The following is a 21,954-nucleotide window of genomic DNA, read 5'->3' on the forward strand; positions in this document are numbered from 1 at the left end:
ACAGCAGGCCGGTTGTGGCCCATCCCACACTCGTGTACGTTTCTGCACACATGTGAGACGTATCTGTCTCACATGATGACGGGGAGGGTGTAGCCATGCGGTGGGTGTCAGTGCAATCATGGGCTCGAGTGACGGGTGTCCTGTTCGGGGTACTCCTGACGGTCTCGGCGGGTTCGCTCTGCGCAAGCCCACCGGCCGGCGCGATACCGGTTGCGCCGGCACTCCCGTTCCCAGTCCCGCCCGCCATCCCCGAGTTCGACACGCAGTTCTATCGCCCGTCGGCGGCCGAGTTCGCTTCCAAGAAGCCAGGGGATCTGATCACTGCCCGACGGGTCAATCTTGCTGCACTGTCCTTCATTCCGGTCAACGTGGACAGCTGGCAGGTCTCGTACCGCTCGACGAACACCCGGGGCGAACCGATCGCGGCGGTTGCCACTGTGCTCAAACCGCGTGGTCCCGCCCGGTCCGGTCCGTCGAAACTCGTGTCGTGGCAATCAGCCGAGGATTCCACCGCGCAATACTGTGCCCCGTCCTACGCATTGCAGCAGGCGTCGATCCCGGGAAACCTGACGGGTTCGGTCGACTCGACCTTCGAAATGCTGCAGATCACCTCGCTCGTCGCCGCCGGATGGTCGGTGGTCATCCCCGACCACGAGGGCCCCGATTCGGCCTTCGCCGCGGGCCCGCTCGCCGGACGCATCACCCTCGACGGCATCCGAGCCGCACGAAACTTCTCGCCGCTGGCTCTACGCCGCGACGTGCGGATCGGCATGATGGGCTATTCCGGGGGCGCGATCGCCACCGGTTGGGCCTCCGAACTGAAACAGACCTACGCCCCCGAGCTGCCCATCGTCGGCGCTGCCGAAGGCGGTGTCCCCGCTGACATCCGAGCGATGGTCGACCTCGCGAACAACAATGCTGCGGCGGGCCTGGTTCTTGCCGGGGTCATCGGCGTCAGTCGTGAGTACCCGGAACTCGAGCGCTTTCTCGATCGACACGTGAACCCACTGGGCAAAGCGCTCATCGCCGGCAAGAACCCGTTGTGCTTGACCTATCAGTCCGCATTGGCCCCGTTCGTCAACATCAAGGGACTCATCGATCTGCCCGGCGATCCGCTGGACTATCCGGTGCCACGAAAGGTGCTGGGCGAGTTGCAGATGGGCCGCACGACGCCCGACTTTCCGATGTTCGTCTACAACTCGAACCCGGATTGGATCGCCCCGGTGGGACCGGTGACCACCATGGTCGGCGAGTACTGCGCGCGTCCCGGCGCTCGCGTGCGCTACATCCGTGATCACTTCAGCGAGCACATCACCTTGGCGATCGAGGGTTTCGGTCCGTCGATCCTGTGGATGCGCGATCGCCTGGACGGCAAGCCCGTCGCGTCGGGATGCCACACCAGCGACCAGGGCAGCATGGCACTGGATCCCCAGACCTGGCCGGCGTTCGCAAACCTGGTGGGCAACAACGTCGCCGCCCTTCTCCAGCAGCAATTGGGTAATCCACCGGTGCGTCCGTGACCAGATACCGCCGCCCACGGCATCACCCCCCACGATGTCACCGCTTCGCACCACGCCGGTCGTCGGCCGTCGAGAACAGTTGCCACACCGGGCCGGTCACCAACCAGATGACGGTGACCACCCCGAGCATCCCGAATGTCCCACGGAGGTCCGCGGCTTGCTGATCGTCGGCCACGGTGACCGACAGAAGTAGCACCGCGCCCGCGGCGATCGCTGCCGCGATCAGCCACAGACCGAACAGCACCAACTCGTGGCGCATCGCGGCCGCACCACCCCGAGGCGATCGGGCCGGCGCCGGTGCACCGGCGAACCAGTGAGCGAAGCGTGCGTCCGCCCAAGTGATGATCGAATGGCCGAAGGCCACGGTGACACCGAGGTAGATCCCGGCCAGCCGGTGCACCGTCGTCACCTCGGTGCCATGCGAAAGATCAACGGCCACAGCGGCGAGCAAGAACAGGTCCACCAACGGCACCAGCGCCAACACCACCGTCGACGCCCGGCGCCTGCGCAGGATGTAGCGAATCGACATCCCCGCGCACACCAGCACCCAGAACCCGATCTCGCACCCGACGATGACCCACAGGACCGGTGACCGCAACACTTCATCTGTCATGTCACCACGGTGGCGCGCATACCAACCCGACCGCATCGGCCATCCCATCGAGCACTCCTGGGTCGGGAGAAGTCATCCTTTCGTCGGATGACCGGAATGTCGGCTCGTGCGACGATGGGTGCATGTGGCGACTTCCGGTGTCCCGCGCGATGCTCAACGACGCCGGCCTCACGCTGCTGTTCCTGGCCCTCGGCGTCAGCCTGTACGCGACCGGCCTCGGGGTGCTCGACGAGAATGCGAGCCCGCTACCGACGTGGTTTTGCATGGTCTCGCTGGGTATCGCGGCGTGCTTTCAACTGTGTCGTTCGCGGGAACCGGCCATCGCACTCACTGGAGTGAGTGCGGCGCTGGTGCTGGACTCGCTGACCGTCCCGTCCATCGGAGTGTGGTTGGTGTTCTCCGACATCGTCTACTCCACGTGCGTCTACGGCGGTGCCCGCCTCGTCCGCGTGCTGTACGGGTTGGCAGCCGTCGTGTCGGTCGCGACGTTCTTGCTGGTGTCCGTGGTCGCCCACGATGATTGGCGGTTGCTCTTCATCTGTGTGCTGTGGTTGCTCGCACTGATCGGCTCGCCCCTCGCGTACGGGCAGGCCGTGCGCGAACACCGCAGCGCGTTGTCCCTGGAGCGCGAACACTCGCGGACACTGGCCGAACTCGGCGAGCGAGAGCAGATCGAGGCCGTCGCCGACGAACGTCGTCGCCTGGCCCGCGAACTGCACGACGTGATCGCCGGTAGGTTGTCGGCGATCGCGGTGCAATCGGCTGCGGCGCTGCAGTATCCGGAGAATACCGCCCTCGCGGGGAAGGCACTGGCCGCGGTCCGGACGAGCAGCGTGGAGGCGCTGACCGAGATGCGCGGGCTGATCGACCTACTCTCCGACGGCAGCGAGCACAGCACCGACGGCCGACACACCACTGCCGGTCTGCGACGTATCGATCGGCTGACCGAACCGATCGCCGAGTCCGGCACCGACATCACCATCGAGATACCGGCCACGATCACCGCCGCCGACGGCATCGATGCAATGCCGCCGGTCGTCGACATCGCCGCGTTCCGCATCGTCGCCGAAGCACTGACGAACGCCGCCACACATGCACCGGGACAACCGATTCGGGTGAGAATCACCCATACGGACGACGCCCTGGTCCTCGACATCTGCAATCGACTCGCCGCCCATCACGATCACCATCCGGCCGGCGATCGTCACACCGGACGCGGCCTGGTCAACATGCGCACTCGCGCCCACGCGGTCGGCGGGGCGCTCTGCGTCGAGCGCGGTACCGACGAATTCCGGATCACCGCAACGCTTCCAACAGCTCACCTCGACGCAGAGAGGTTCCACCCGTGACGACAATCCTGATCGCCGACGACCACGCCGCCATCAGGGCCGGTCTGCGGATGATGCTCGAGCCGACCGAGGGGATCGACGTCATCGGGGAGGCCACCGACGGCGACCAGGCGATCACCGGCGCCCGCGGCCTGCGCCCCGATGTCGTGCTGATGGACGTCCGGATGCCGGGGACCGACGGCATCCGCGCCACCGAAGTGATTGTCGGCGAGAACATCTGCCCGGTCGTCGTCCTCACGACCTTCGACCTCGACGAGTATGTCTTCGGCGCGCTGCGGGCGGGGGCGAGTGGCTTTCTACTGAAGACGGCGTCGGCGGAGGCCATCATCGATGCCGCCCGCGCCGCGGTGCGTGGTGACGCGGCATTGTCGCCGGAGATCACCCGCCGCGTCGTCGACGCCGTTCGGACCGCACCCGGCGGCTCACCCACTCCCCCGCCCACCACACTCGACGATCTCACTGCCCGCGAGAGAGACGTGTTAGTTTGCCTCGGCGATGGTTTGGCCAACGCGGAGATCGCGTCGACGCTGTTCATCACCGAGGCGACGGTGAAGACGCACGTGTCGCGCGTGTTGATGAAACTCGGCTTGGATTCACGGGTGCAGGCCGCAATCCTGGTGCGCGACCTGGGTGGGGTGTGAGCTCAGCACCCACCCGCCGGCCGCCCGGCGAACCGGGCCTGCAAGAAGGTCCACGCGTCGGCGGTGAACGGCCCGAAAGCACGTAGGTGATCGTCACCCCGGTAGACGTGCACTTCTGTGGGAAGCCCACGGCTGCAATAGCTTCTCGCAAGTCCGACGACATCGCCGACCAGCATCACCCCGTCGCCGCGGCCGTCGGCGTCACCGATGCCGAGCATCATCGGTGTGCGCGGTGTCCCGACCGATCCCATGACGTTGGCGTCGATGGCCTCCGGGATACCGGGGACGTCGAGCAGGGACGGGTATTGCGGCTTGAGCAGCGACGCATCGGTCAATCCCGGGTACTTTCCGAGGAAGTCGTTGATGCACTCCCCTCGAATCTCATTGAGGACCTGTGTTCCCTTGGGAGACAAATACTGTCCGATGCCGATGTCGTAGGTGCGGTCGTAGACGTTCATCAGCGCGGGAATGACCGCCGACCACCGTGGCGTGCCGTTGACGTAGGGCAGGTTGTGTGCCGGGTTCACGAGCACTCCGCCGGCCGCGGCACCGACCAGATTCAGCTCGGGCGCATAGGCCGGGGCGAGTTCGGCGCCGAAGCCGGTGGGGATGGAGCCACCGGAATAGCCGAACAGACCGACCGGCGTGGACGCCGGGACACCCAGATGGCGCTCGGCGGCGCGGATACTGTCGAGCGCCGCATACGCCGATTCCCGGCCGATCGTCCACCGCAGTTGCGGCCCTTCATAATCGGGCACCACGACGGTGTATCCCGCGGCGACCATCGTGGTGATCATGGCGAGATCGATGGGCGCGGCTTGTGACGCTCCGCCACGGAGCGTGTACGACGGATCGCATTGGCTGCCGAGCGCATCGTAGAACTCGTGATAGGACACGATCTTTCGCGCCGATCCGGGCGCCGCACCGGGCGGGGAGATGAGGGTGGTCACCGTCGACGACGGGTTGCCGAACGTATCGGTCGTCCGATAGAGCAGCTGGGTCGCCTGCGCCGGCAGGCCCCTTCCGGCGTAGCCGAGGGCGACCTCACGCTGCCGCAGGATCGCCCCCGGCCGCGCCGACGACAGCCCGGCGGGCGGTGTGTAGAACGGGTCGGCACTCGGCGGGGCCGGCGGCGCGGCGTGGGCCGGCCCGGCCGACAGTCCGCCCGTCACCAACGCGCACAGAGCCAAGAACACGATCACTACGAGAGCGCGGCGCCGCGCACGTCCGGGGGTCGACATGTCAGTCATTGTGTCGTGCAGGGCCCGGTTTCGTGCAATAAACAGCCGAGCACTTCAGCGGCGCGCACCGCGCCCTTCGGCCAATTGCGTCAAACCGGCCAGCAGCGTGGACGCCTGCTCGTCGGGCGCAACAGCCCCCGGGGATGCGGCCCACGCCGCCAGAATCTCCATGAAGCCGCCGAGCAGGAACGTGGTCAATGTGTCCGCCGACACCGAGCCCGACCCACTTCCGCCCGAGCGCAGACTCACGACGATCTCCTCGCATTGCGGCCGCAGCCGCGAGCGGAAAACCTCTGCGCATCGCTGAGAAGCCAGACTGGGGTAGAGATTTCGGTAACACTCCATGTTGTCGACGACGAAGCCCATCAGCGCCGCGATCACCTCCTGCGGACCGGCATCCACGGCGACGGCTTTGTCGAGCCGGTCGACCACCGCGGCCACGATCGCGTCGTCGCGATCGGTGAAGTGCAGGTAGAAGGCCGGACGGCTCACGCCGGAGAGCCGCACGATGTCGCTCACCGAGATGGTCTCCACGCGACGTTCGAGCATCAACTGCCACGCGGCAGCCTTCAGTTCTCCGCGAGCCTTCTCGGCCCGCGGATCGAGGCTGGCCGACCGTGATGCCATACGTCGAACCCTAGCAGGCATCACCCTTTTGTTTACAAATGTCTACGACAGCGCTAGCATTGCCGCCATCAGCGGTTCTCCGACGGATTCACCGATGCATCCGATATCGCGGCTCACACGCCCCGGAGACCTCCGACACCCCAGACCCACAACCAGCCCCGCAGTGAGGTTCGTGATGAGCGAAACATCCACCCTGACAAACGGTTCCGATGAGACTGCCTCGGAGTCGACAGGCGACGACACCAGCCCGTTCCCACCCGACCCCCGATCACACAAGAAGGTTTTCCTGGGCGCGCTGATCTTCCCGATCTTCATGATGGTGGTGATGCCACTGCTCTACAGCTGGGGCCTGCACTCCCCGACGCCACACGACATGAAGGTGGCGATCATCGGCGACACGAGCACCTCCCAGCAGATGGCCTCGGCGATCACCACCCAGTCCGACGGCAGCTTCGCGGTGAGTACCGTCGCGGATCCGGGAGCGGCCCGCGCCGCGATCGACGACCTCGACATCCGAGGCGCCTGGAACCCGGTCACCAACGACGTCTACGTGGCATCGGCGGGCGGACCCATCGCCAGTAACACCGCCGAGACGTTCCTGAGTGCCGTTGCGCAGAAACAGAATCCGGACAAACCGGTGAACGTCATCGACGTCACCCCACCAAACAGCAACGACAAACTGGCCAACTCACTGCTCTTCGTCGGGTTGGCCGCGGTGCTCGGTGGTTTCTCATTCGCATCGGCTCTACGCATGGCGGTGGGCGGATTGAGCCTGCGGGTCGAGCTCATTCTTCTGGCGGTCTTCGGCGCATTGCTCACCACGATCCCGACCTTCATCGCCTACTCGGTGTACGGCAGCCTCGACTCCGGCTTCATCAAAGCCGCGCTCCTCGCATATGCGGGTCTGCTCACCGTGGGATGCTTCCACCTCGGGGCCATGCGGCTCATCGGACCCGTCGCGATCATCCCGACCGTGTTCATCATGGTCCTGATGGGCATACCGGCCTCGGGGGCGGCGATACCCGCCGAGATGGTGCCCGGCTTCCTCGGCACCATGAACCGGATCCTGCCCACCCCCGCACTTCTCGATGGTCTGCGACGACTCATCTACTTCCCTGACGCAAGCATGGGCGCCACCCTGTCCACGCTGGCACTGTGGGCACTGCTGGGAATGGTGATGATCGCCTTGGCGGCGATGCGTCACTCGGCCAAGCCGGAGGAGAACAGCCTGCAGGGCCCCGGCTTCCGGCACTTCTTCGGCGACAACCGGGAGGTCACCGCAGCCCAGCATGCGCGGCGTAAGGCACTGGCCGGCGCCGCCGTGGTCCCGATCTTCCTGGTGACCTTCCTGCCGCTCACCTTCATCGGACTGTTCCACAACCCGACGCCGCACGAGATGAAGGTCGCCATCGTCGGCACCGATCAGGCTGTGACACAACAGCTCACGACCCAGCTCGAGAAAGTCACCGGCGACGGGTTCGAGTTCACCTCGGTTCCTGATGCCGGTACTGCGCGAGAGCAGTTGCAGCAGCTGGAGATCCGCGGCGCCTACGATCCCGCGAGCGCAACGCTCACCCTCGCGGGCGCGGGCAACCTGCAGGCCACGCAGGTGGTCAAGCAGGTCTTCGGTCCGGTGGCCGCGGCGTCGGGCAAGACGCTACAGGTCGACGACGTCGCGCCGTTGCCCACAAGCGACCTCGTCGGTGCCGGCGTGCTCTACCTCGGCCTCGGAGCCATCCTCGGCGGCTATCTGAGCGCGATGATCGCCTACATGCTGGGCCGCGGTCTGGGCCTGCGATGGCAGGTCGGTGCAATCGTCGTGATCTCGGCTGTGTGCGCCCTCGCGCAGGTCCTCATCAGCTACCAATGGATCGGCATCTTGCACCACAACGAGATCGCGGTCGCGGCAACGCTGTTCGTGATCGCTCTGACGTGCGGCCTGTTCCAACTCGGTGGGTCGATGCTCATCGGGCCACTGATGATGATGGTCAGCATGCTCGTACTCATCTTCCTCGGTGTCTCGACATCGGGCATCGCGGTGGGCACCGACATGGCCCCGGCGTTCTATCGGGTGCTGCATCCGATACTTCCGACGTCCAACGGATTCGAGGCGCTCAAACGCATCGCCTACTTCGACGGCACCGACGCGTGGTCGAAGAACCTGTGGATCCTGGTCCTCTGGTTGGCGGTCAGCGCCGCCATGGTGGTCGGTGGGGTACTCCTCAAGCGTGCCGGACGTGGTCCCACCCCGCCGCCGATCAACATGGAACCCGAGCAGTAGGAGCGATGGCGGTGGAGGTGGCGCCTCAGCCCGCCGCCTCCACATCCGCCACCGCCGACGACATGGCGACGATGATGGCACCGGCGATCGCCACAAAGAACGCGACGGCGGCGACCACCGCCCAGCCGTGACGGACGGTGTCGCCGAGTAACACGATGCCCGCGACGCCGGGCACCACGGTCTCCCCGACCACCAGGGACGCCGCGGCGGCGCTGACCGACCCGGTCTGTAGTGCGACGGTGAACAGGTAGAACCCGCCCACCCCGCACACCACGACCGCGTAGGCGGCCGGATCGGTCAACAGTCGGCCGAGGTCGAACGGGGAGACACCGTCGACGACACGCACTGCGATCGCGAGAACCCCGAACAGCACGCCACCGAGCAGACCGGCCCCGACGGCGACGCGCGCTCCGGAGAACCGCATCACCACCAGACCGAATGCGATCAGCACGGCACCGGCGATCAGCACACCCCAATGCAGGGATCGTCCGGCGTCGTCGTGACCCTCGTCGCCGGCCGCGATACCGAGGACGGTGAGCGCGGCGATGACCAGAACGATGCCCGTCCAGTCACGCACCGACAGCCGGGCGTGCAGCACCACCATCGCCAGCAGCGCGGTGACCACCAGATTCGCGGCGATGATCGGCTGCGCGACAAACAGTGGCATGGTGCGCGCCGCAACCATGTTCCCGATGAATCCGAGCGCGTCGAGAGCGAAGCCGATCAGGAACGAGACGGTGATCATAGCCGCGAACGTCGAGGCTGCGCTCGGCACCTCGTCATGCTGTGCACCGTCGTCGACCTCGGCGGCACCGCGCGCCTGCAGCACCGACGCGGTGCCGTAGGCCAGGGCGGCGAGAACGGCGGCGATGAACCCGACGATCACGCCTCAGTCCTTGCCGGTGCCGTGATCGGAGCCCGATTCCAATGCCGCACGCGGCGGCGCGGATTCGAGCGGACGCGGCCGATGCTCGTGGTGGTAGGCCGCGGCCTCGGCGTGCTCGACGGCCTGCACCGCACTCGACGACGACACGATGACACCGCCGATGACCGCGGCGATGAACGCGATGGTGGTGGGGATCTCCCAGCCGTTGGTGATGGTGTCGCCGAGCAGCAGGATGCCGATCGCACCCGGGATCACCGTCTCCCCGACGACGAGCGCGGCGGCGGCACCGTTGACCGAGCCGGTCTGCAACGCCACGGTGAACAGGTAGAAGCCGAGAATGCCGCTGAAGGCGAGTCCGTAGAGCGCCGGGTCGGTGAGTAGATGTGACGCAGAGAACGGCGAGAGGCCGTGCAGGACACGCGAAGCCACCGCCATGACGCCGAACATCGCGCCGGCGACGAGCCCGGTGGCCGAGGCGATGTGTTTGTGCAGCACCCGCATCAACACCAGCCCGAGGCCGAACAGCACGAACGTCGCGACCAGCGTCGCCCAGTGCATCCACTGCTCGTTGCGGGTTCCCTCGGGTCCCGCGCCGACGGCGAGCAGGACGAGCGCGGCGATGACGACCGTGCCCGCGAACCAGTCCCGCGTCCGCAGCGACACGTGCAGGATCACCATGGCAAGCACGGCGGTGACCACCAGCCGCGCGGCGATGATCGACTGCGACAGGAACAACGGAATGAGCCGCGCGGAGAGAATCGTTGCGCCGAAACCGATCACGTCGAAGAACAGACCCAGCAGAAACGGCCATTTGATCATGGTGCGGGCCGTGGATCGCAGACTCGGATGCGCCCGCTTGGCGGCCTTCGTCGTCGTCGCGGTCGCCGTGCCGCCGGAGTTCGCCGGGGCGGCGGCGCGCTGTTCGGCGGCTTCTCGTCGGGCGGTCCATTCGGCGGCCATCGACTGCAGGACCGCGGCCAACGCGAACGCCACCGAGCCGATGACCGCGGCGATGACACCGGCCATCATCGCGCACTCACCGCCATCTCGTGCCCTGCCGTTTCCACGCGACTGTCATCCCTGCGCGACCGTCATGTCATGCCCATCTGTGCGCTGCCGATCCCGCCATCATGCCGGGGTCAGCACCTCCGTGCCGACAAACCGGGCCAACTCCTCGGGCAGACGTACTGAGCCGTCGGGCTGCTGATGGTTCTCCAGGATCGCCACCAGCCAGCGAGTGGTCGCCAGCGTGCCGTTGAGGGTCGCCGCGGTCTGCGGTTTCCCGGACTCGTCGCGGTAACGGATCGAGAGCCGTCGGGCCTGGAACGTCGTGCAGTTCGACGTCGAGGTCAGTTCGCGGTAGGTGTTCTGCGTCGGAACCCATGCCTCACAGTCGAACTTGCGGGCCGCCGACGATCCCAGGTCACCTCCGGCCACATCGATGACGCGGTAGGGCACGTCGATCGCGGCGAGCATCTCCTTCTCCCACGCCAGCAGTTTCTGGTGTTCGGCCTCGGCGTCCTCGGGTTTGCAGTAGATGAAGCCCTCGACCTTGTCGAACTGGTGCACGCGGATGATGCCCCGGGTGTCCTTGCCGTAGGAGCCGGCTTCGCGGCGGAAACACGTCGACCAGCCGGCGTAGCGCTTCGGCCCGTCGGACAGGTCGAGGATCTCGTTCATGTGATAGCCGGCCAACGGCACCTCCGAGGTGCCGACGAGGTACAGGTCGTCCTCCTTGTCGAGGTGATAGACCTCGTCGGCGTGGGCGCCGAGGAATCCGGTGCCGCCCATGACCTCCGGGCGGACCAGCACCGGCGGGACCATCAACGTGAAGCCGTTGGCGGTGGCCTTCTGCGCCGCCATGGTGAGCAGGCCGAGCTGCAGTAGCGCGCCCTGGCCGGTGAGGAAGTAGAACCGCGACCCCGACACCTTCGCGCCGCGCTCCATGTCGATCAAACCGAGCGACTCGCCGAGTTCGAGATGGTCCTTCGGGTTCTCGATGGTCGGCGGCTCCCCGACGTGCTCGAGCACCACATAGTCGTCCTCGCCGCCGGCCGGAGCGCCCTCGACGATGTTGGAGATCGCGATGTGCGCGGCCTGCGACCGTTCGTCGGCCTCGTTCTGGCGCGCGACCGCGGCCTTGACCTGCTCGGCGAGCTCCTTGCCCTTGGCCAGCAGCGCGGTCTTCTCCTCGCCCGATGCCTTGCCCACCTGCTTGCCCAACGCCTTCTGCTCCGAACGCAGGGAGTCGGCCTCGACGATCGCCGCACGTCGCGCGGCGTCGGCGTCGAGGAGTTGGTCCACCAGGCCGGAGTCCTCGCCACGAGCCTGCTGCGAGGCGCGGACACGGTCGGGATCTTCGCGCACAATCTTGAGGTCGATCACGATCTCAAACCCTACTTGACCTGGCCGGGCACGCCCGGATCAGGAGTGCGGAGCTCAGCGCCGGCTCAGCGGTTCCACAGGGCGAGATAATCGTCGCGCCCGAACATGACGGCCGTGTCGTGGGCGGTGGGTGTGCCTGCGTGCGGGTCGGCGCCCGCCTCGAGCAGGGTCGCGACGACGTCGTCATGACCCTTGAACACCGCACCGGCCAGCGGGCTCTGACCGCGATCGTTGGCGAGGTTCACATCGGCACCGTGGGCGGCGATCGCAGCGACGGCGTCGGCGTGGCCGTGATAGGCCGCGAGCATCAGCAGCGAATCACCGGACTGATTACGCAGGTCGACGGGCACTCCGGCGTCCAGGTAGGCCGCAAGATCGGCGGCCACGCCGCGGCGGGCCAGATCGAACAGGCGGGTCGCCAGTGCGACGACCTCCGGATCGATCTCGTCGGGTTCGGGGCTCACCCGGCCGAGTGTAGGGCGTGGGGCCCTCGGTGATCGCCGGGTCACCAGGCATCATGGAGGACGATGAGTGACGAAGCCGACCGCGACGAGGCGGACGAGGACCAGGCGAACGAGACCGTCGACCTGGGCAAGTCCGGCGATCCCGCAGCGAACGAGCAGACCACCCGGTTCGCGCCGATCGCCGACGACACCGCGACCCGACCACAGGCGTGGTCGGCGGCCGGGGTGAGCGACGACTCGGACGCCGCTGATTTCGGGAGCGCCACTGACTTCGGGGACGCCACTGATTTCGAGGCCGCCGACGCGGACGCCGATGCGCCCCCGTCCGACTACCGCGGATGGCTGCAGCGCAATGCGGTGCGGGTCGGGCTGGCCGCGATCGTCGTCGGCGCCCTCGTTGCCGCCGGGGTGGCGTTCGCCATGGGCGTATTCAACGATCGCGGCAGCGTGGGTGGCACCGACATCGGACAGAGTGAACGCCTCGCGGAGAACGCGTTCACCCGATCGGTCGCCGGGGACTGCCTGACCTGGCCGGAGAATCGTCCGGGCGATCCGGCGAAGGTCGACTGTGCCACCGAGCATCGGTTCGAGGTGGCCGGCGCCCTGAACACCGCGCTGCTGCCGGGGTCGGAGTTCGGCGACTCCGCGTCGTGGCCGGGGCCCGAGCGATTCGGCCAGATCCGCGACGAGCAGTGCCCGGTGATCGTCAACCGGTACCTCAACGGTCGTCTCGATCCCGACGGCCGGTTCTCGGTGGGGCTGATGTACCCGTCGGATCAGCAGTGGGCCAAGGGCGCTCGCGAACTGCGCTGCGGTCTGCAGATCACCGGTGCCGATGGCACGCCACAGTTGTTCTCCGGCAAGGTCGGCGAGCAGGACCAGTCCTTCCAGTGGCCGGCAGGCACCTGCATCGGCATCGATGCCGCGACGCGACGCGTCGCGTCGCCACCGACGGTGGTCAATTGTTCGGAGCCACATGCCTTCCAGACCACCGGCATCGTCGATCTCGCACAGCGTTTCGGTGACGCCACCTCGGGGAAACCGTGGCCGGGCGAGAAGGCGCAGAACGAGTATCTGACGACGATCTGCCCCGGTCAGGCCGAGCGATTCGTCGGCGGCAAGCAGAAACTCGACGCCACCACCCTGAACACCCAGTGGTCGGTGATCAGCGAACCCCGCTGGCTGTCGGGAAGCCGAAAGGTCGTGTGCTTCTTGGGTCTTCCCGATCGCGGCGGCTTCGCGACCCTCGTCGGAGACGCGCGCGGCACCGTCCTGGTCAACGGCAAGGTCCCGCAGCCGCCCGCGCCGGGCCCGTCCGGGCGCGCGACTCCGACGCCGGTACCGCTGCCACCGGGGGTCACCCCGAATCCGTTCGAGACCGCCGCCCCGGCCGGGTAGCACCCATGGCCGTACACATGCGCGACGAGGAATTCGAAGAACTCGTCGGGGACGCCCTCGACGCGATCCCGTCCGAGCTCACCGACGCGATGAGCAACGTGGTGATCCTGATCGAGCCGCGCAACCCCGATTCCCCGAACATCCTGGGACTGTATTCCGGTGTGGCACTGACCAAACGGACCCACGACTACGGCGGGTTCCTGCCCGACACGATCCACATCTACCGGGAGCCGATCCTCGCCATGTGCCACACCCGCGAGCAGGTGGTGCGGGAGGTGGCGATCACCGTGATGCACGAGGTCGGGCACCATTTCGGTATCGACGACGAGTGGCTGCATGCCAACGGGTGGGGCTGAGTGCCCTTCCTGCGTTGCGGGCGGTTCATAGGTCGCGGGCGGTTCAGCCCATCGGGTTGTCGCCCACCGAGTCGTCGGTGACGACAAGCGGCTCGTCGACGGCCTCGTCGAACGGCGCCCGGGTGGCGCCCCAGCGATGGCACACCCACAGACCGTCGCGATACTCGAGTTCGACGCTGCCCGTGTTCGGCAGATGCGTCGCGGCGGCAAATTTCCCGTCGATCCCCGCCAACCGTGCGGCGACGAGTCGGATGGCCGCACCGTGGCTGACAACGACCACGTCGGTGGCGTCGGGACCGCTCAGGTAGGTGGCGGCAAGTTCGTCGATGGCCGGCAGGTAGCGGTCGTAGACCATCTGCAGCGATTCGCCGCCCGGGATGCGGGTGTCGGGGGCGCCGGAGTACCAGGCGTCGAGGACATCCCGGAACACCCCGTGCGCCTCGTCGTCGCTGCGGTCTTCCAGTTCACCGGCCTGCACCTCGTGGATGCCCTCGACGATGCGCGGCTCCACCTCCCACACCGAGCTGATCAGTTCGGCGGTCTGCTGGGCGCGCCGCGCCAGTGAGCTGACCAGGACGGCTGGGCGCTGCGGGTGTTCGGTGATGATGCCGCGGTTCTCCAGACCGTATCGAACACCTTGGCGGACACCGAAATCGGTGAGCGCGGCTCCCGGTAACGCGGTGTCGAGGCGACGCATCACATTCGACGTCGTCTCACCGTGCCGTACCAGGTGCAACCGGGCCATCAGTCCTCTCCTCTGCGTATCCGGGCCAACCACTGCGCGTCGGCGTCATGGTCGGGCGGCGGGGTGCCGCCACCACTGCCCATCGGCCACGAACCGAGAAACGTTATCCGCTCCGAGCGCCGGTGCAGCGCCTGCAACGCCTCGGCAATGGCGGCGTCGTCGACGTGGCCGACCGCATCGAGGAAGAACCGGTACTGCCCGGGCATGGTCACCCCACGTTCGAGGTCGCGTCGCGGCCGGGACTGGATTCGGGTGAGATCGATTCCTCGCGAGGCGAATTCATTCATCGCCGACATCAGGCTGCCGGGCTCGTTGGCCAGTTCGAGGATCACCGACGAGCGGTCGGCCCCGGTGCGTGGCAGCGGCGCCGACGGACACCCGATGAGCAGGAATCGGGTGACGGCGTCGGCGGCATCACACACCCCATCGGCCAGCACCCCCAGCCCGGATGATTCGGCGGCGAGCCGGGTGGACACCGCCGCGTCGGCACGCCCGTCGGCGGCGTCGACCGCGGCCGCCGCGTTGGACGTCGCGGTGACGAATTCGGCTCCCGGGAAGAGCTTTTCGATGCTTTCCCGCACCTGCGCCGAGGCCACCGGGTAGGCGGCGATGGTGCGCACATCGGCGGCGGCGGTGCCCGGACGGGCGGCGATGGTGAAGGCGATGTCGAGGTCGCATTCGGCGAAGACCTGCACGCGCGGCACCACGGCGCGGGGGTCGGGCACCAGCGCGTCCATCGTGGCCGGCACCGACCCCTCCAGCGAGCTCTCGATCGGCACGCATGCGAACTCGGCGCGACCGGATCGGACGGCCTCGATGGTGGCGACTGGACTCTTCTCGGGCCGCTTGTCGATGTTGCTCGCGGTGCCACCGGTCAGCGCAGACAGTAGTGACGCGTCGGCGAGGAACTTGTCGAGGGCCATCTCGGTGAAGGTTCCCGGCGGGCCGAAGTACGCGAACTGTGTCACGACAAGAGCCTAATCGAGAACGCTGTCGAGATCGCCTCAGCGCGAGTCTCACCATTGACGTCAGACGGATCAAGATTTAGGTTAGGGTTACCTTCATTCCAATCGGTTCGGCGACGAACCGCGGGTACCGCAGCACGACCAGTGAGGATCGCCATGACACGTGCCATCACCGACCGCCCGTCGGACGCCGAGGTGATCGCGACGGCCTGCCGCCGGGCCGATGCGGCCATGCTCGCCATGGTGGATCCGACACAAACATCGAGCAGTGAACCGACGCCGGTGGATCTGGTGCATCTGTTCGAGTCGCAGGCGTTTCTGCTCGTCCCCACCGACTGCGAGGCGATCGTCATGGCCGGCGACGCCGCCGACGGGGTGCCGGCGATGGTCGAGATCACCGACTGCGCACCCATCGACCTGCGCGAACGCGTCCGATCGCTGGTCTGGCTGAACGGCACCGCCCACGCAGTGCCCCGCAACCTCGAGCGCGACCTGGCCGTCGAGATCGCCACCGAGCACCCCAACGGCGGCCTGCTCGACATCGGTCACGGCCGGTCGATGATCCGGCTGCAGGTCGGTCGCGCCGTCGTCGCCAGCAGTTCTGGTGCCGCGGCCGTCGCGGCCGGCGAACTCGCCGTCGCCGACCCCGACCCGTTCTGGGAGTACGAGGGCGAGTGGATCGCCCACCTCGACGCCGACCACGCCGACGTCGTCGGCCAACTCGCCCGCAAACTCCCCCGTGACCTGCGCAAAGGCCGCGTGCGTCCGCTCGGGCTCGACCGCTTCGGCATCCGCTTTCGCGTCGAGGGCGCCGACGGCGATGCAGACGTCCGCCTCCCCTTCCCTCGCCCGGTCACCGACGTCGGCGAACTCTCCCGAGCGCTGCGCTCCCTGGCCGGCTGTCCGTTCATGAACAGCCTGCCGGACTGACCATCCCCGGTGGTCGAGGTGCGAGGCGCCCCAGGCGCCGAGCCTCGAGACCCCGGTAAGCCGACAACGAAGCACCACCCCGTTCACCGCTCCCCACCTCCCCGCGTCCTGCATGATGGCTGCCATGTGGCGCCAACTCGTCGGTTTTGCGGTCCTTCGCCGGAGCGTTGTCGGCCTTCATCGCGTCGATTGGTGGACTCGGTTTTTCCGGGCAGGGCTTCTCGGTGACGTGGGGGCCGGGCATCTACGACACCAGTTTCATTGATACCGACGTCGCTACATCACTTGCGGCCTCAGCAGCAATCGGCGCACTCCTCGGCTTCATCCTCGGAGTGGTGTTGTGGTGGGCAGGCGTCCGCGTCTCCGGAGCGACCGACAACCGGCTCGGCCGCGTGGTGTGCGCAGGTCTACTCGGCGTGATCGTCTCGTTGTCGCCGGCGCTCATCATCGTTGGCACCGCCTTCGCCGGACGCGTGGACTACGACGTGACCACACAGCTGGCCGCATACGGGATCAGCGCCGTCCTCGCCTACGTCCTCGGCGTCGCCGCCGTCTACCTGGTCCTGCGAATGTCGAGGGATTCCCGCAGGGAGACAACGGCATTGGCGACGGCAGTCGCATTGCCTCTCGGTGCGGCCGCCGCCACCGGGTCCGGTGTCGCAGTCGCGCGCCACCTCGGCTACACCACCGATATGACGACCTGGGTCGCGACCGCTCTCGCCGCCACCGCGGTCGTCGCCGCGACGTTCGCCCTCGCCCGTGGCTGGGCACTACGGACGGGGCCGACCGGAAGCGCCGCATCCGACCAGGATTCTCCGCAGCCGGCCCTGTGACCGACCCCCTGACCTGCTTTCAGTCATTCCCGAAGTAGCTGCGGCACAAAAGCCCAGGTCAGACCTCAGCCCAGGTCAGACCTCGCGTCTACTCTCGAAATGACTGAAAACAGGCGATCGCCGGGATCGAGCGGTGGCTACGACGTTCGCTCCGGCGAAATCACTTGACCAACTATTCTTCACTTGAGAAGATCAAGCACATGCGTAGCTACGGCCAGTACTGCGGGCTCGCTCGATCGCTCGAAGTGGTCGGCGACCGATGGAACCTGCTGATCGTTCGCGAACTTCTGATGTCCCCGGCTCGCTATCGTGATCTCCTCGACCGGCTTCCCGGCATCGCGACCAATCTGCTCGCCGGTCGACTCCGCGATCTCGAGACCGCCGGCGTTCTCGAACGCCGCCTGACAGGCACGGGCAGCACCGTCGAGTACGCGTTGACGCCGTGGGGCGCGCAGCTACGCGAACCGATCGAAGGCTTCATCCGCTGGTCGACTCCCCTGATGACCCGAGGCCCGGAGGGCGACGAATTCCGGCTCGAATGGCTGGCCCTCGCCGTTCCGGCGTTGCTCGACAGGCGCGTGACCGACCGCTCGGCGCCGACGATCGGGCTCGACGTGGGTGACGAGCCGCTGCAATTGCGAACGACGCGTTACGGATTCGAGGTCTTGCCGCACGACGGTCGCGACCTCGTCGCCACGGTGCGCGCCGAGCCCGCCTACGTTCTCGGACTGGCCGCAGGCGCCTTCACTCTCGACGACGCACTGGCGCTGTCGCTGATCGAGATCGACGGCGATAAGTCGGCTGTGCGCTCCGCGTTTGCCGGGTGAGATAGCCTGGCTAATCGGCATCGACCGGAAACCACTTTCACCGAATCGCTTCCAGACTTACTGTGAAGGAATGTCGACAACGGGAGTGGTGACTGTCTGGCACCAGGCCGAGGGCTGGGGCATTGTCGAATCCCCTTCTCTGCCGGGTGCCGCCTCCGCTGACTCGTTCCGGATCAGGGGCGAAGCTGTCGCTGACCACAGCGTTGGGCCCATGTTGGATCTCCGGCCGGGAACCGAGGTGGAGTTCGAATACTCACGTGCCCAAATCCCTGTCAACGGATGCGATTTCTTGATCCATGCTGTGTGGCCGGTCGGCGTTACCCCTCGGAAGCGTTCTCCCTCTCCGTATTCGGGAGCGTTGTGGAACAGCGTCGGCAAGGCCGGACCCGACGGCTTGACGACGATGCGTGAAGCTTCCATCGACGACTCGCAGGTTCCGCGAGTGGAGAAGCCGACTCTGCCGAACACCGTGGGTATCGTTCGCGTCTGGCACAGCGAGGATGGTTGGGGTGTGCTCGATTCCGTGACCACACCGGGTGGTGCGTGGGCGCACTTCAGCGAGGTCGTCGGTGACGGATTCCGCTCGTTGAGCCCTGGGCAAGAGGTGGAGTTCGAGTACGAGAACAAGGGCCAGGACGGATACCCGTACCGGGCAAACAACATTCGCAGTCGCTGAACGAGGACACCTGAGGAGAGGACACCGCACATGTCGGTACAGCCGTGCTCGGATGAGGCGGCAGCGCAGTGGATCCTTGATCAGGACCGCGAGTGGTATGACCTGACGGCACGCGGTCCACTCGGGTATGAACAGACCGCGCGCCTTCGGTTCATCCCCGATCCCGCCTATGTCGGTCAGCGCGAGAACGACGCCGTGATTCCCGACCACATCGCCTCTGGCCCAACCGAACTGTGGCAGATTGCCGTCGCGACGTCGCTCCTGCGAAGCCACACCGCCACTCCCGAGGACTGTTACTTCCTGATCTGGGAGGGGTGGCCCTACCCGGAGTACAAGTCGACAGCCGCCGCGCAGGTGGACCTGCGCGGCGGGGTATTTGATTCCGAGACGATCGTCCGCAGCTACTACCTATTTCGCGGCAGCTCAGATCTTTTCGCGTGGACCGAACCGAGTGAGTCCGGTGCGCACCAACCGCCTCTGGAAAAGCTGCTGCCACTGCCTTCGTTCATCTGGCCGAGCGATCGCGCCTGGTGCATCACCAAGGACGTCGACCCGCATTTCGCAAGCATCGGCGCAAACACCCGGGCCGTCGACGAGTTGCTTTCGGACACTCGGATCGACGTCGTCGTGGACGACCCCACGAGCGAACCACCTCGATACACCTGACTCATCGCGTCACGGGGTACCGGGCATCGCCCCACGTCTCCTCCCTCTCGCCTGTTTTCAGTCATTCTCAAAGTAGCCTCGGCGCAAAACCCCAGGTCACGGCGCTCGGGTACCTCACCCGATGACTGAAAACAGGCGACCGACCGCACCCAGCGCCCCATCAGCACCCCTACCCTCCGGATCTCCGCGCCTCACACATCCGCCCCGTAGGCTGACGTCTCATGCGACTCTCGTCCCTCGTGCGTCCCGCAGCACAGCAGGTCGTCGACGTGGTCACCGACCAGTGCGAGCGCCGCGGGCTGATCATCGAGTTGGTCATCGTCGGCATCCTCACCTTCGGCTTCTCGGCGATCTCGGCAATCCTGTCGCTAATCGCGCTGCAGATGACCAGCGGCGTCGGCAACGCGACGGTGGCACTCAATCCCAGCCAGTCCACGGTCGGCGCGATCGATTTCCTCCGACAACTCATGAGCGCCGTACGCCTGTATGCGATCGGCGCTCTCGGCGTGTATCTGCTGTGGCGTGGCGGTGTCATCCTCGGCCGTGTGGGCCTCGGCCGCATCCGCACCCCCGACATCCCGCCCGGCCTGCTCCTGGCCGCCGTCATTGGCCTGCCTGGCCTCGGATTGGTGGCGGCCGCCCGCGCACTGGGGATCAACGCACATCTGATCCCCAGCGAGCCCGGCCCGTGGTGGCACTGGGTGCTCTACATCCTGCTCGCGATCGGGAACGCGGCCGCCGAGGAGATCGTCGTCGTCGCGTATTTCATCACGCGACTGCGCCAACTCGGGCTGTCGGAGAACGGGTCGCTGGCCGCCAGCGCGATCCTGCGTGGCGGATATCACCTGTACCAGGGCGTCGGCGCGGGCATCGGAAACGTGGTGATGGGACTGATCTTCGGCCGGTACTACCAGCTCACCAACCGGGTATGGCCGCTGGTCATCGCGCACGCGGTCATCGACGTCGTCGCATTTGTCGGATATGCACTGCTGCACAACCACCTGTCGTGGGTGGGGTGAGCTGCGCCCGCTGCGGTCACGACCCCGAACACAACCGCACGAATGACACGGGCACGCCTGAGCCGTCGGTACATTCAATGAGGTGAACCAGCCAGAACCGCCGAATGCGGGACGACGCGGCGGCCCTCCGCCCGCCCCGCCGCGGCGGAATCCGGCACCGATGGGACCGCCCCCATCGCACCAGGGCCCCCGGGGCCCGTACCCGCCGGGCCAATTCCCGCGCGGCGCCGATCGCCGACCCCCGGTTCCGCAGAACCCGCGGCCGTCCGGACGCCCCACACCTCCAACACCCGACGCCGCCGACCCGACGCGCCGGGTCGCACCACCGAACCGTCCGCGCAGCGACGTCTACGAACCACCGAAGGCCTATTCGGGCGTTCCCGGGTACGCACCGCCACAACAGCCCGAGCCGATCCCCGGACGCGAGCGGCCGGCCCGCAAGCCGGTGCCGGCGCAGAGCCGATCCGCCTCCGACGCGCCACCGCGCAGGCCGCGCCCCGACGCCCCGCGTCCGGTCGCCCCCAAGGAACCCGACCGGCGCAAGCGCGCGCTGCGTCGCCCGCGTGGCACCCGTCGCCTGACCCGCCGCAGGGTCGGGACCATCCTGCTGGTGTTACTGCTGGTCCTGGTGATCACGCCGGTGGCGTTGATGTTCTACTACGACTCCAAACTGCACCGGGTCGACGCACTCGCCCCGTACGCCGGTAAGCCTGCGAGCACCCCGGGGACCACCTGGTTGATCGTCGGCACCGATGCGCGCAGCGGCCTCACCGAGGAGCAACGCAAACAGTTGTCGACCGGTGACGACTCGGGTGCGCGCACCGACACCATGATGTTGATCTACAAGCCGCCGTCGGGGAAGGCGACGATCATCAGCATCCCGCGTGATCTCTACGTCCCGATTCCCGGGCAGGGCAGCCATAAGATCAACGCCGCCTTCAACTTCGGCGGCCCGACCCTGTTGATCCAGACCGTCGAAGGACTGTCCGGGGTGCACATCGACCACTACGCCGAGATCGGATTCGGCGGCTTCGACACCCTCGTCGACGCCGTCGGCGGCGTGCACATGTGCATCGACACCCCACTGCGAGATCCCAAGGCCGGGTTGAATCTCAAGGCCGGCTGCCAGACCCTGAACGGCACACAGGCATTGGGCTTCGTGCGCACCCGAGCCTTCGCCGACGCCGACCTCATGCGCGTACAGAACCAACGAAAGTTCTTGGCGGCGTTGATGGCCAAGGCAACGAGCCCGTCGGTGCTGTTGAATCCGTTCCGGCTGTTCCCGTTCGTCAACGGCACGGTCGACACCCTGACCGTCGACAACGGCACGCACATCTGGGATCTCGCGCGGCTCGCATGGTGGCTGCGGAGTTCGCCACAGACGATCACCACCCCCAACGGAGGTCCCGTGGACACCGACGACGGCAGTTCGTTGGCCGTCGACGACACGACAAAGCAGTTCTTCGACGCTCTGCGCCAAGGTCAGCAGATTCCCCGGGAATACCTCGACCAACCGGCCGGCTGACACCATC

At 66.9% G+C, this 21,954-nt stretch carries 22 protein-coding genes; 13 read left to right on the plus strand and 9 right to left on the minus strand.

The window, feature by feature from the left end:
• The first annotated feature begins 95 nt into the window (after positions 1-95).
• Positions 96-1,520 carry a lipase family protein gene (locus QNM97_RS22080; protein ID WP_283820337.1) on the plus strand — a complete coding sequence of 475 codons (1,425 nt, stop codon included), beginning with the start codon at positions 96-98 and terminating at the stop codon, positions 1,518-1,520.
• Between the two features lie 37 nt (positions 1,521-1,557).
• Here the strand turns inward: QNM97_RS22080 and QNM97_RS22085 are convergent, their stop codons facing one another.
• The gene (locus tag QNM97_RS22085; RefSeq protein WP_502874953.1) at positions 1,558-2,181 is read right to left on the minus strand and encodes a hypothetical protein; all 624 of its coding nucleotides are present in this window, start codon (positions 2,179-2,181) and stop codon (positions 1,558-1,560) included.
• Positions 2,182-2,255: 74 nt separating this feature from the next.
• Between QNM97_RS22085 and QNM97_RS22090 the strand changes: the two genes are divergently transcribed.
• Positions 2,256-3,482: a sensor histidine kinase gene (locus tag QNM97_RS22090; protein ID WP_283820339.1), complete on the plus strand. Its 1,227-nt coding sequence runs from the start codon at positions 2,256-2,258 to the stop codon at positions 3,480-3,482.
• Positions 3,479-4,123: a response regulator gene (locus QNM97_RS22095; RefSeq protein ID WP_283820340.1), complete on the plus strand. Its 645-nt coding sequence runs from the start codon at positions 3,479-3,481 to the stop codon at positions 4,121-4,123. The genes QNM97_RS22090 and QNM97_RS22095 overlap by 4 nt, the downstream gene beginning before the upstream one ends.
• 2 nt (positions 4,124-4,125) lie before the next feature.
• Here QNM97_RS22095 and QNM97_RS22100 read toward each other — a convergent pair whose 3' ends face one another.
• Together QNM97_RS22100 and QNM97_RS22105 are read right to left on the minus strand one after the other, a co-directional pair.
• A complete protein-coding gene (locus tag QNM97_RS22100) occupies positions 4,126-5,373 on the minus strand; it encodes a lipase family protein (protein ID WP_502874954.1) in 1,248 nt (415 codons plus the stop codon).
• A gap of 45 nt (positions 5,374-5,418) precedes the next feature.
• Complete coding sequence (locus QNM97_RS22105) at positions 5,419-5,991, minus strand: TetR/AcrR family transcriptional regulator (protein ID WP_208793667.1); 573 nt, start codon at positions 5,989-5,991, stop codon at positions 5,419-5,421.
• A gap of 175 nt (positions 5,992-6,166) precedes the next feature.
• On the opposite strand from QNM97_RS22105, the gene QNM97_RS22110 reads away from it, so the two are divergent.
• Complete coding sequence (locus QNM97_RS22110; protein ID WP_283820341.1) at positions 6,167-8,272, plus strand: DUF3533 domain-containing protein; 2,106 nt, start codon at positions 6,167-6,169, stop codon at positions 8,270-8,272.
• A 25-nt stretch (positions 8,273-8,297) separates the two neighbouring features.
• On the opposite strand, the gene QNM97_RS22115 is transcribed toward QNM97_RS22110, so the two are convergent.
• From QNM97_RS22115 to QNM97_RS22130, 4 genes are all read right to left on the minus strand, one after another.
• Entirely contained in the window at positions 8,298-9,158 is an 861-nt protein-coding gene (locus QNM97_RS22115) for a DMT family transporter (protein ID WP_123930767.1), read from the minus strand.
• Between the two features lie 3 nt (positions 9,159-9,161).
• Positions 9,162-10,187, minus strand: coding sequence for a DMT family transporter (locus QNM97_RS22120; protein ID WP_123930764.1), 1,026 nt, complete (start codon positions 10,185-10,187; stop codon positions 9,162-9,164).
• A 99-nt stretch (positions 10,188-10,286) separates the two neighbouring features.
• Positions 10,287-11,543 (minus strand): serine--tRNA ligase, encoded by a 1,257-nt coding sequence (gene serS / locus QNM97_RS22125; protein WP_283820342.1) that lies wholly within the window; start codon positions 11,541-11,543, stop codon positions 10,287-10,289.
• 65 nt (positions 11,544-11,608) lie between these two features.
• Complete coding sequence (locus tag QNM97_RS22130; protein ID WP_208793662.1) at positions 11,609-12,007, minus strand: ankyrin repeat domain-containing protein; 399 nt, start codon at positions 12,005-12,007, stop codon at positions 11,609-11,611.
• Positions 12,008-12,070: 63 nt separating this feature from the next.
• On the opposite strand from QNM97_RS22130, the gene QNM97_RS22135 reads away from it, so the two are divergent.
• Both QNM97_RS22135 and QNM97_RS22140 read left to right on the plus strand, forming a co-directional pair.
• Positions 12,071-13,405, plus strand: coding sequence for a septum formation family protein (locus tag QNM97_RS22135; protein WP_283820343.1), 1,335 nt, complete (start codon positions 12,071-12,073; stop codon positions 13,403-13,405).
• Positions 13,406-13,410: 5 nt separating this feature from the next.
• A complete protein-coding gene (locus QNM97_RS22140) occupies positions 13,411-13,761 on the plus strand; it encodes a metallopeptidase family protein (protein ID WP_283820344.1) in 351 nt (116 codons plus the stop codon).
• A gap of 43 nt (positions 13,762-13,804) precedes the next feature.
• Here QNM97_RS22140 and QNM97_RS22145 read toward each other — a convergent pair whose 3' ends face one another.
• Positions 13,805-14,506 (minus strand): histidine phosphatase family protein, encoded by a 702-nt coding sequence (locus tag QNM97_RS22145; RefSeq protein ID WP_283820345.1) that lies wholly within the window; start codon positions 14,504-14,506, stop codon positions 13,805-13,807.
• On the minus strand, positions 14,506-15,474 hold the full coding sequence (gene pheA, locus QNM97_RS22150; protein WP_283820346.1) for a prephenate dehydratase: 969 nt from the start codon (positions 15,472-15,474) through the stop codon (positions 14,506-14,508). The genes QNM97_RS22145 and pheA overlap by 1 nt, the downstream gene beginning before the upstream one ends.
• Before the next feature lie 153 nt (positions 15,475-15,627).
• Between pheA and QNM97_RS22155 the strand changes: the two genes are divergently transcribed.
• The 7 genes from QNM97_RS22155 (at position 15,628) to QNM97_RS22185 (ending at position 21,947) form a co-directional block, all read left to right on the plus strand.
• Positions 15,628-16,401, plus strand: a complete 774-nt coding sequence (locus QNM97_RS22155) for a DUF2470 domain-containing protein (protein WP_283820347.1) — start codon at positions 15,628-15,630, stop codon at positions 16,399-16,401.
• 167 nt (positions 16,402-16,568) lie between these two features.
• Positions 16,569-17,234 carry a hypothetical protein gene (locus QNM97_RS22160; RefSeq protein WP_283820348.1) on the plus strand — a complete coding sequence of 222 codons (666 nt, stop codon included), beginning with the start codon at positions 16,569-16,571 and terminating at the stop codon, positions 17,232-17,234.
• Positions 17,235-17,434: 200 nt separating this feature from the next.
• A complete protein-coding gene (locus QNM97_RS22165) occupies positions 17,435-18,061 on the plus strand; it encodes a winged helix-turn-helix transcriptional regulator (RefSeq protein WP_123930743.1) in 627 nt (208 codons plus the stop codon).
• Positions 18,062-18,419: 358 nt separating this feature from the next.
• The gene (locus QNM97_RS22170) at positions 18,420-18,737 is read left to right on the plus strand and encodes a cold-shock protein (RefSeq protein WP_283820349.1); all 318 of its coding nucleotides are present in this window, start codon (positions 18,420-18,422) and stop codon (positions 18,735-18,737) included.
• Positions 18,738-18,767: 30 nt separating this feature from the next.
• Positions 18,768-19,403, plus strand: coding sequence for a hypothetical protein (locus tag QNM97_RS22175; protein WP_283820350.1), 636 nt, complete (start codon positions 18,768-18,770; stop codon positions 19,401-19,403).
• A gap of 221 nt (positions 19,404-19,624) precedes the next feature.
• Positions 19,625-20,422 carry a CPBP family intramembrane glutamic endopeptidase gene (locus QNM97_RS22180; RefSeq protein ID WP_283820351.1) on the plus strand — a complete coding sequence of 266 codons (798 nt, stop codon included), beginning with the start codon at positions 19,625-19,627 and terminating at the stop codon, positions 20,420-20,422.
• Between the two features lie 160 nt (positions 20,423-20,582).
• Positions 20,583-21,947: an LCP family protein gene (locus tag QNM97_RS22185; RefSeq protein ID WP_283820352.1), complete on the plus strand. Its 1,365-nt coding sequence runs from the start codon at positions 20,583-20,585 to the stop codon at positions 21,945-21,947.
• The last annotated feature ends 7 nt before the right edge of the window (positions 21,948-21,954 follow it).

The organism is Gordonia sp. L191 (genome assembly GCF_030077625.1).
GTDB classification, from domain to species: domain Bacteria; phylum Actinomycetota; class Actinomycetes; order Mycobacteriales; family Mycobacteriaceae; genus Gordonia; species Gordonia polyisoprenivorans_A.

Excerpts from the sequence above, each read along its gene's own strand:
- QNM97_RS22105 (WP_208793667.1), bottom strand. The coding sequence starts at position 5,991 with ATGGCATCACGGTCGGCCAGCCTCGATCCGCGGGCCGAGAAGGCTCGC.
- QNM97_RS22175 (WP_283820350.1), top strand. The coding sequence starts at position 18,768 with ATGTCGGTACAGCCGTGCTCGGATGAGGCGGCAGCGCAGTGGATCCTT.
- QNM97_RS22085 (WP_502874953.1), bottom strand. The coding sequence starts at position 2,181 with ATGGGATGGCCGATGCGGTCGGGTTGGTATGCGCGCCACCGTGGTGAC.
- QNM97_RS22090 (WP_283820339.1), top strand. The coding sequence starts at position 2,256 with ATGTGGCGACTTCCGGTGTCCCGCGCGATGCTCAACGACGCCGGCCTC.
- QNM97_RS22110 (WP_283820341.1), top strand. The coding sequence starts at position 6,167 with ATGAGCGAAACATCCACCCTGACAAACGGTTCCGATGAGACTGCCTCG.
- QNM97_RS22180 (WP_283820351.1), top strand. The coding sequence starts at position 19,625 with ATGCGACTCTCGTCCCTCGTGCGTCCCGCAGCACAGCAGGTCGTCGAC.
- QNM97_RS22165 (WP_123930743.1), top strand. The coding sequence starts at position 17,435 with ATGCGTAGCTACGGCCAGTACTGCGGGCTCGCTCGATCGCTCGAAGTG.
- QNM97_RS22185 (WP_283820352.1), top strand. The coding sequence starts at position 20,583 with ATGGGACCGCCCCCATCGCACCAGGGCCCCCGGGGCCCGTACCCGCCG.
- QNM97_RS22135 (WP_283820343.1), top strand. The coding sequence starts at position 12,071 with ATGAGTGACGAAGCCGACCGCGACGAGGCGGACGAGGACCAGGCGAAC.
- QNM97_RS22120 (WP_123930764.1), bottom strand. The coding sequence starts at position 10,187 with ATGATGGCCGGTGTCATCGCCGCGGTCATCGGCTCGGTGGCGTTCGCG.
- QNM97_RS22145 (WP_283820345.1), bottom strand. The coding sequence starts at position 14,506 with ATGGCCCGGTTGCACCTGGTACGGCACGGTGAGACGACGTCGAATGTG.
- QNM97_RS22100 (WP_502874954.1), bottom strand. The coding sequence starts at position 5,373 with ATGACTGACATGTCGACCCCCGGACGTGCGCGGCGCCGCGCTCTCGTA.
- QNM97_RS22155 (WP_283820347.1), top strand. The coding sequence starts at position 15,628 with ATGACACGTGCCATCACCGACCGCCCGTCGGACGCCGAGGTGATCGCG.
- QNM97_RS22140 (WP_283820344.1), top strand. The coding sequence starts at position 13,411 with ATGGCCGTACACATGCGCGACGAGGAATTCGAAGAACTCGTCGGGGAC.
- QNM97_RS22080 (WP_283820337.1), top strand. The coding sequence starts at position 96 with ATGCGGTGGGTGTCAGTGCAATCATGGGCTCGAGTGACGGGTGTCCTG.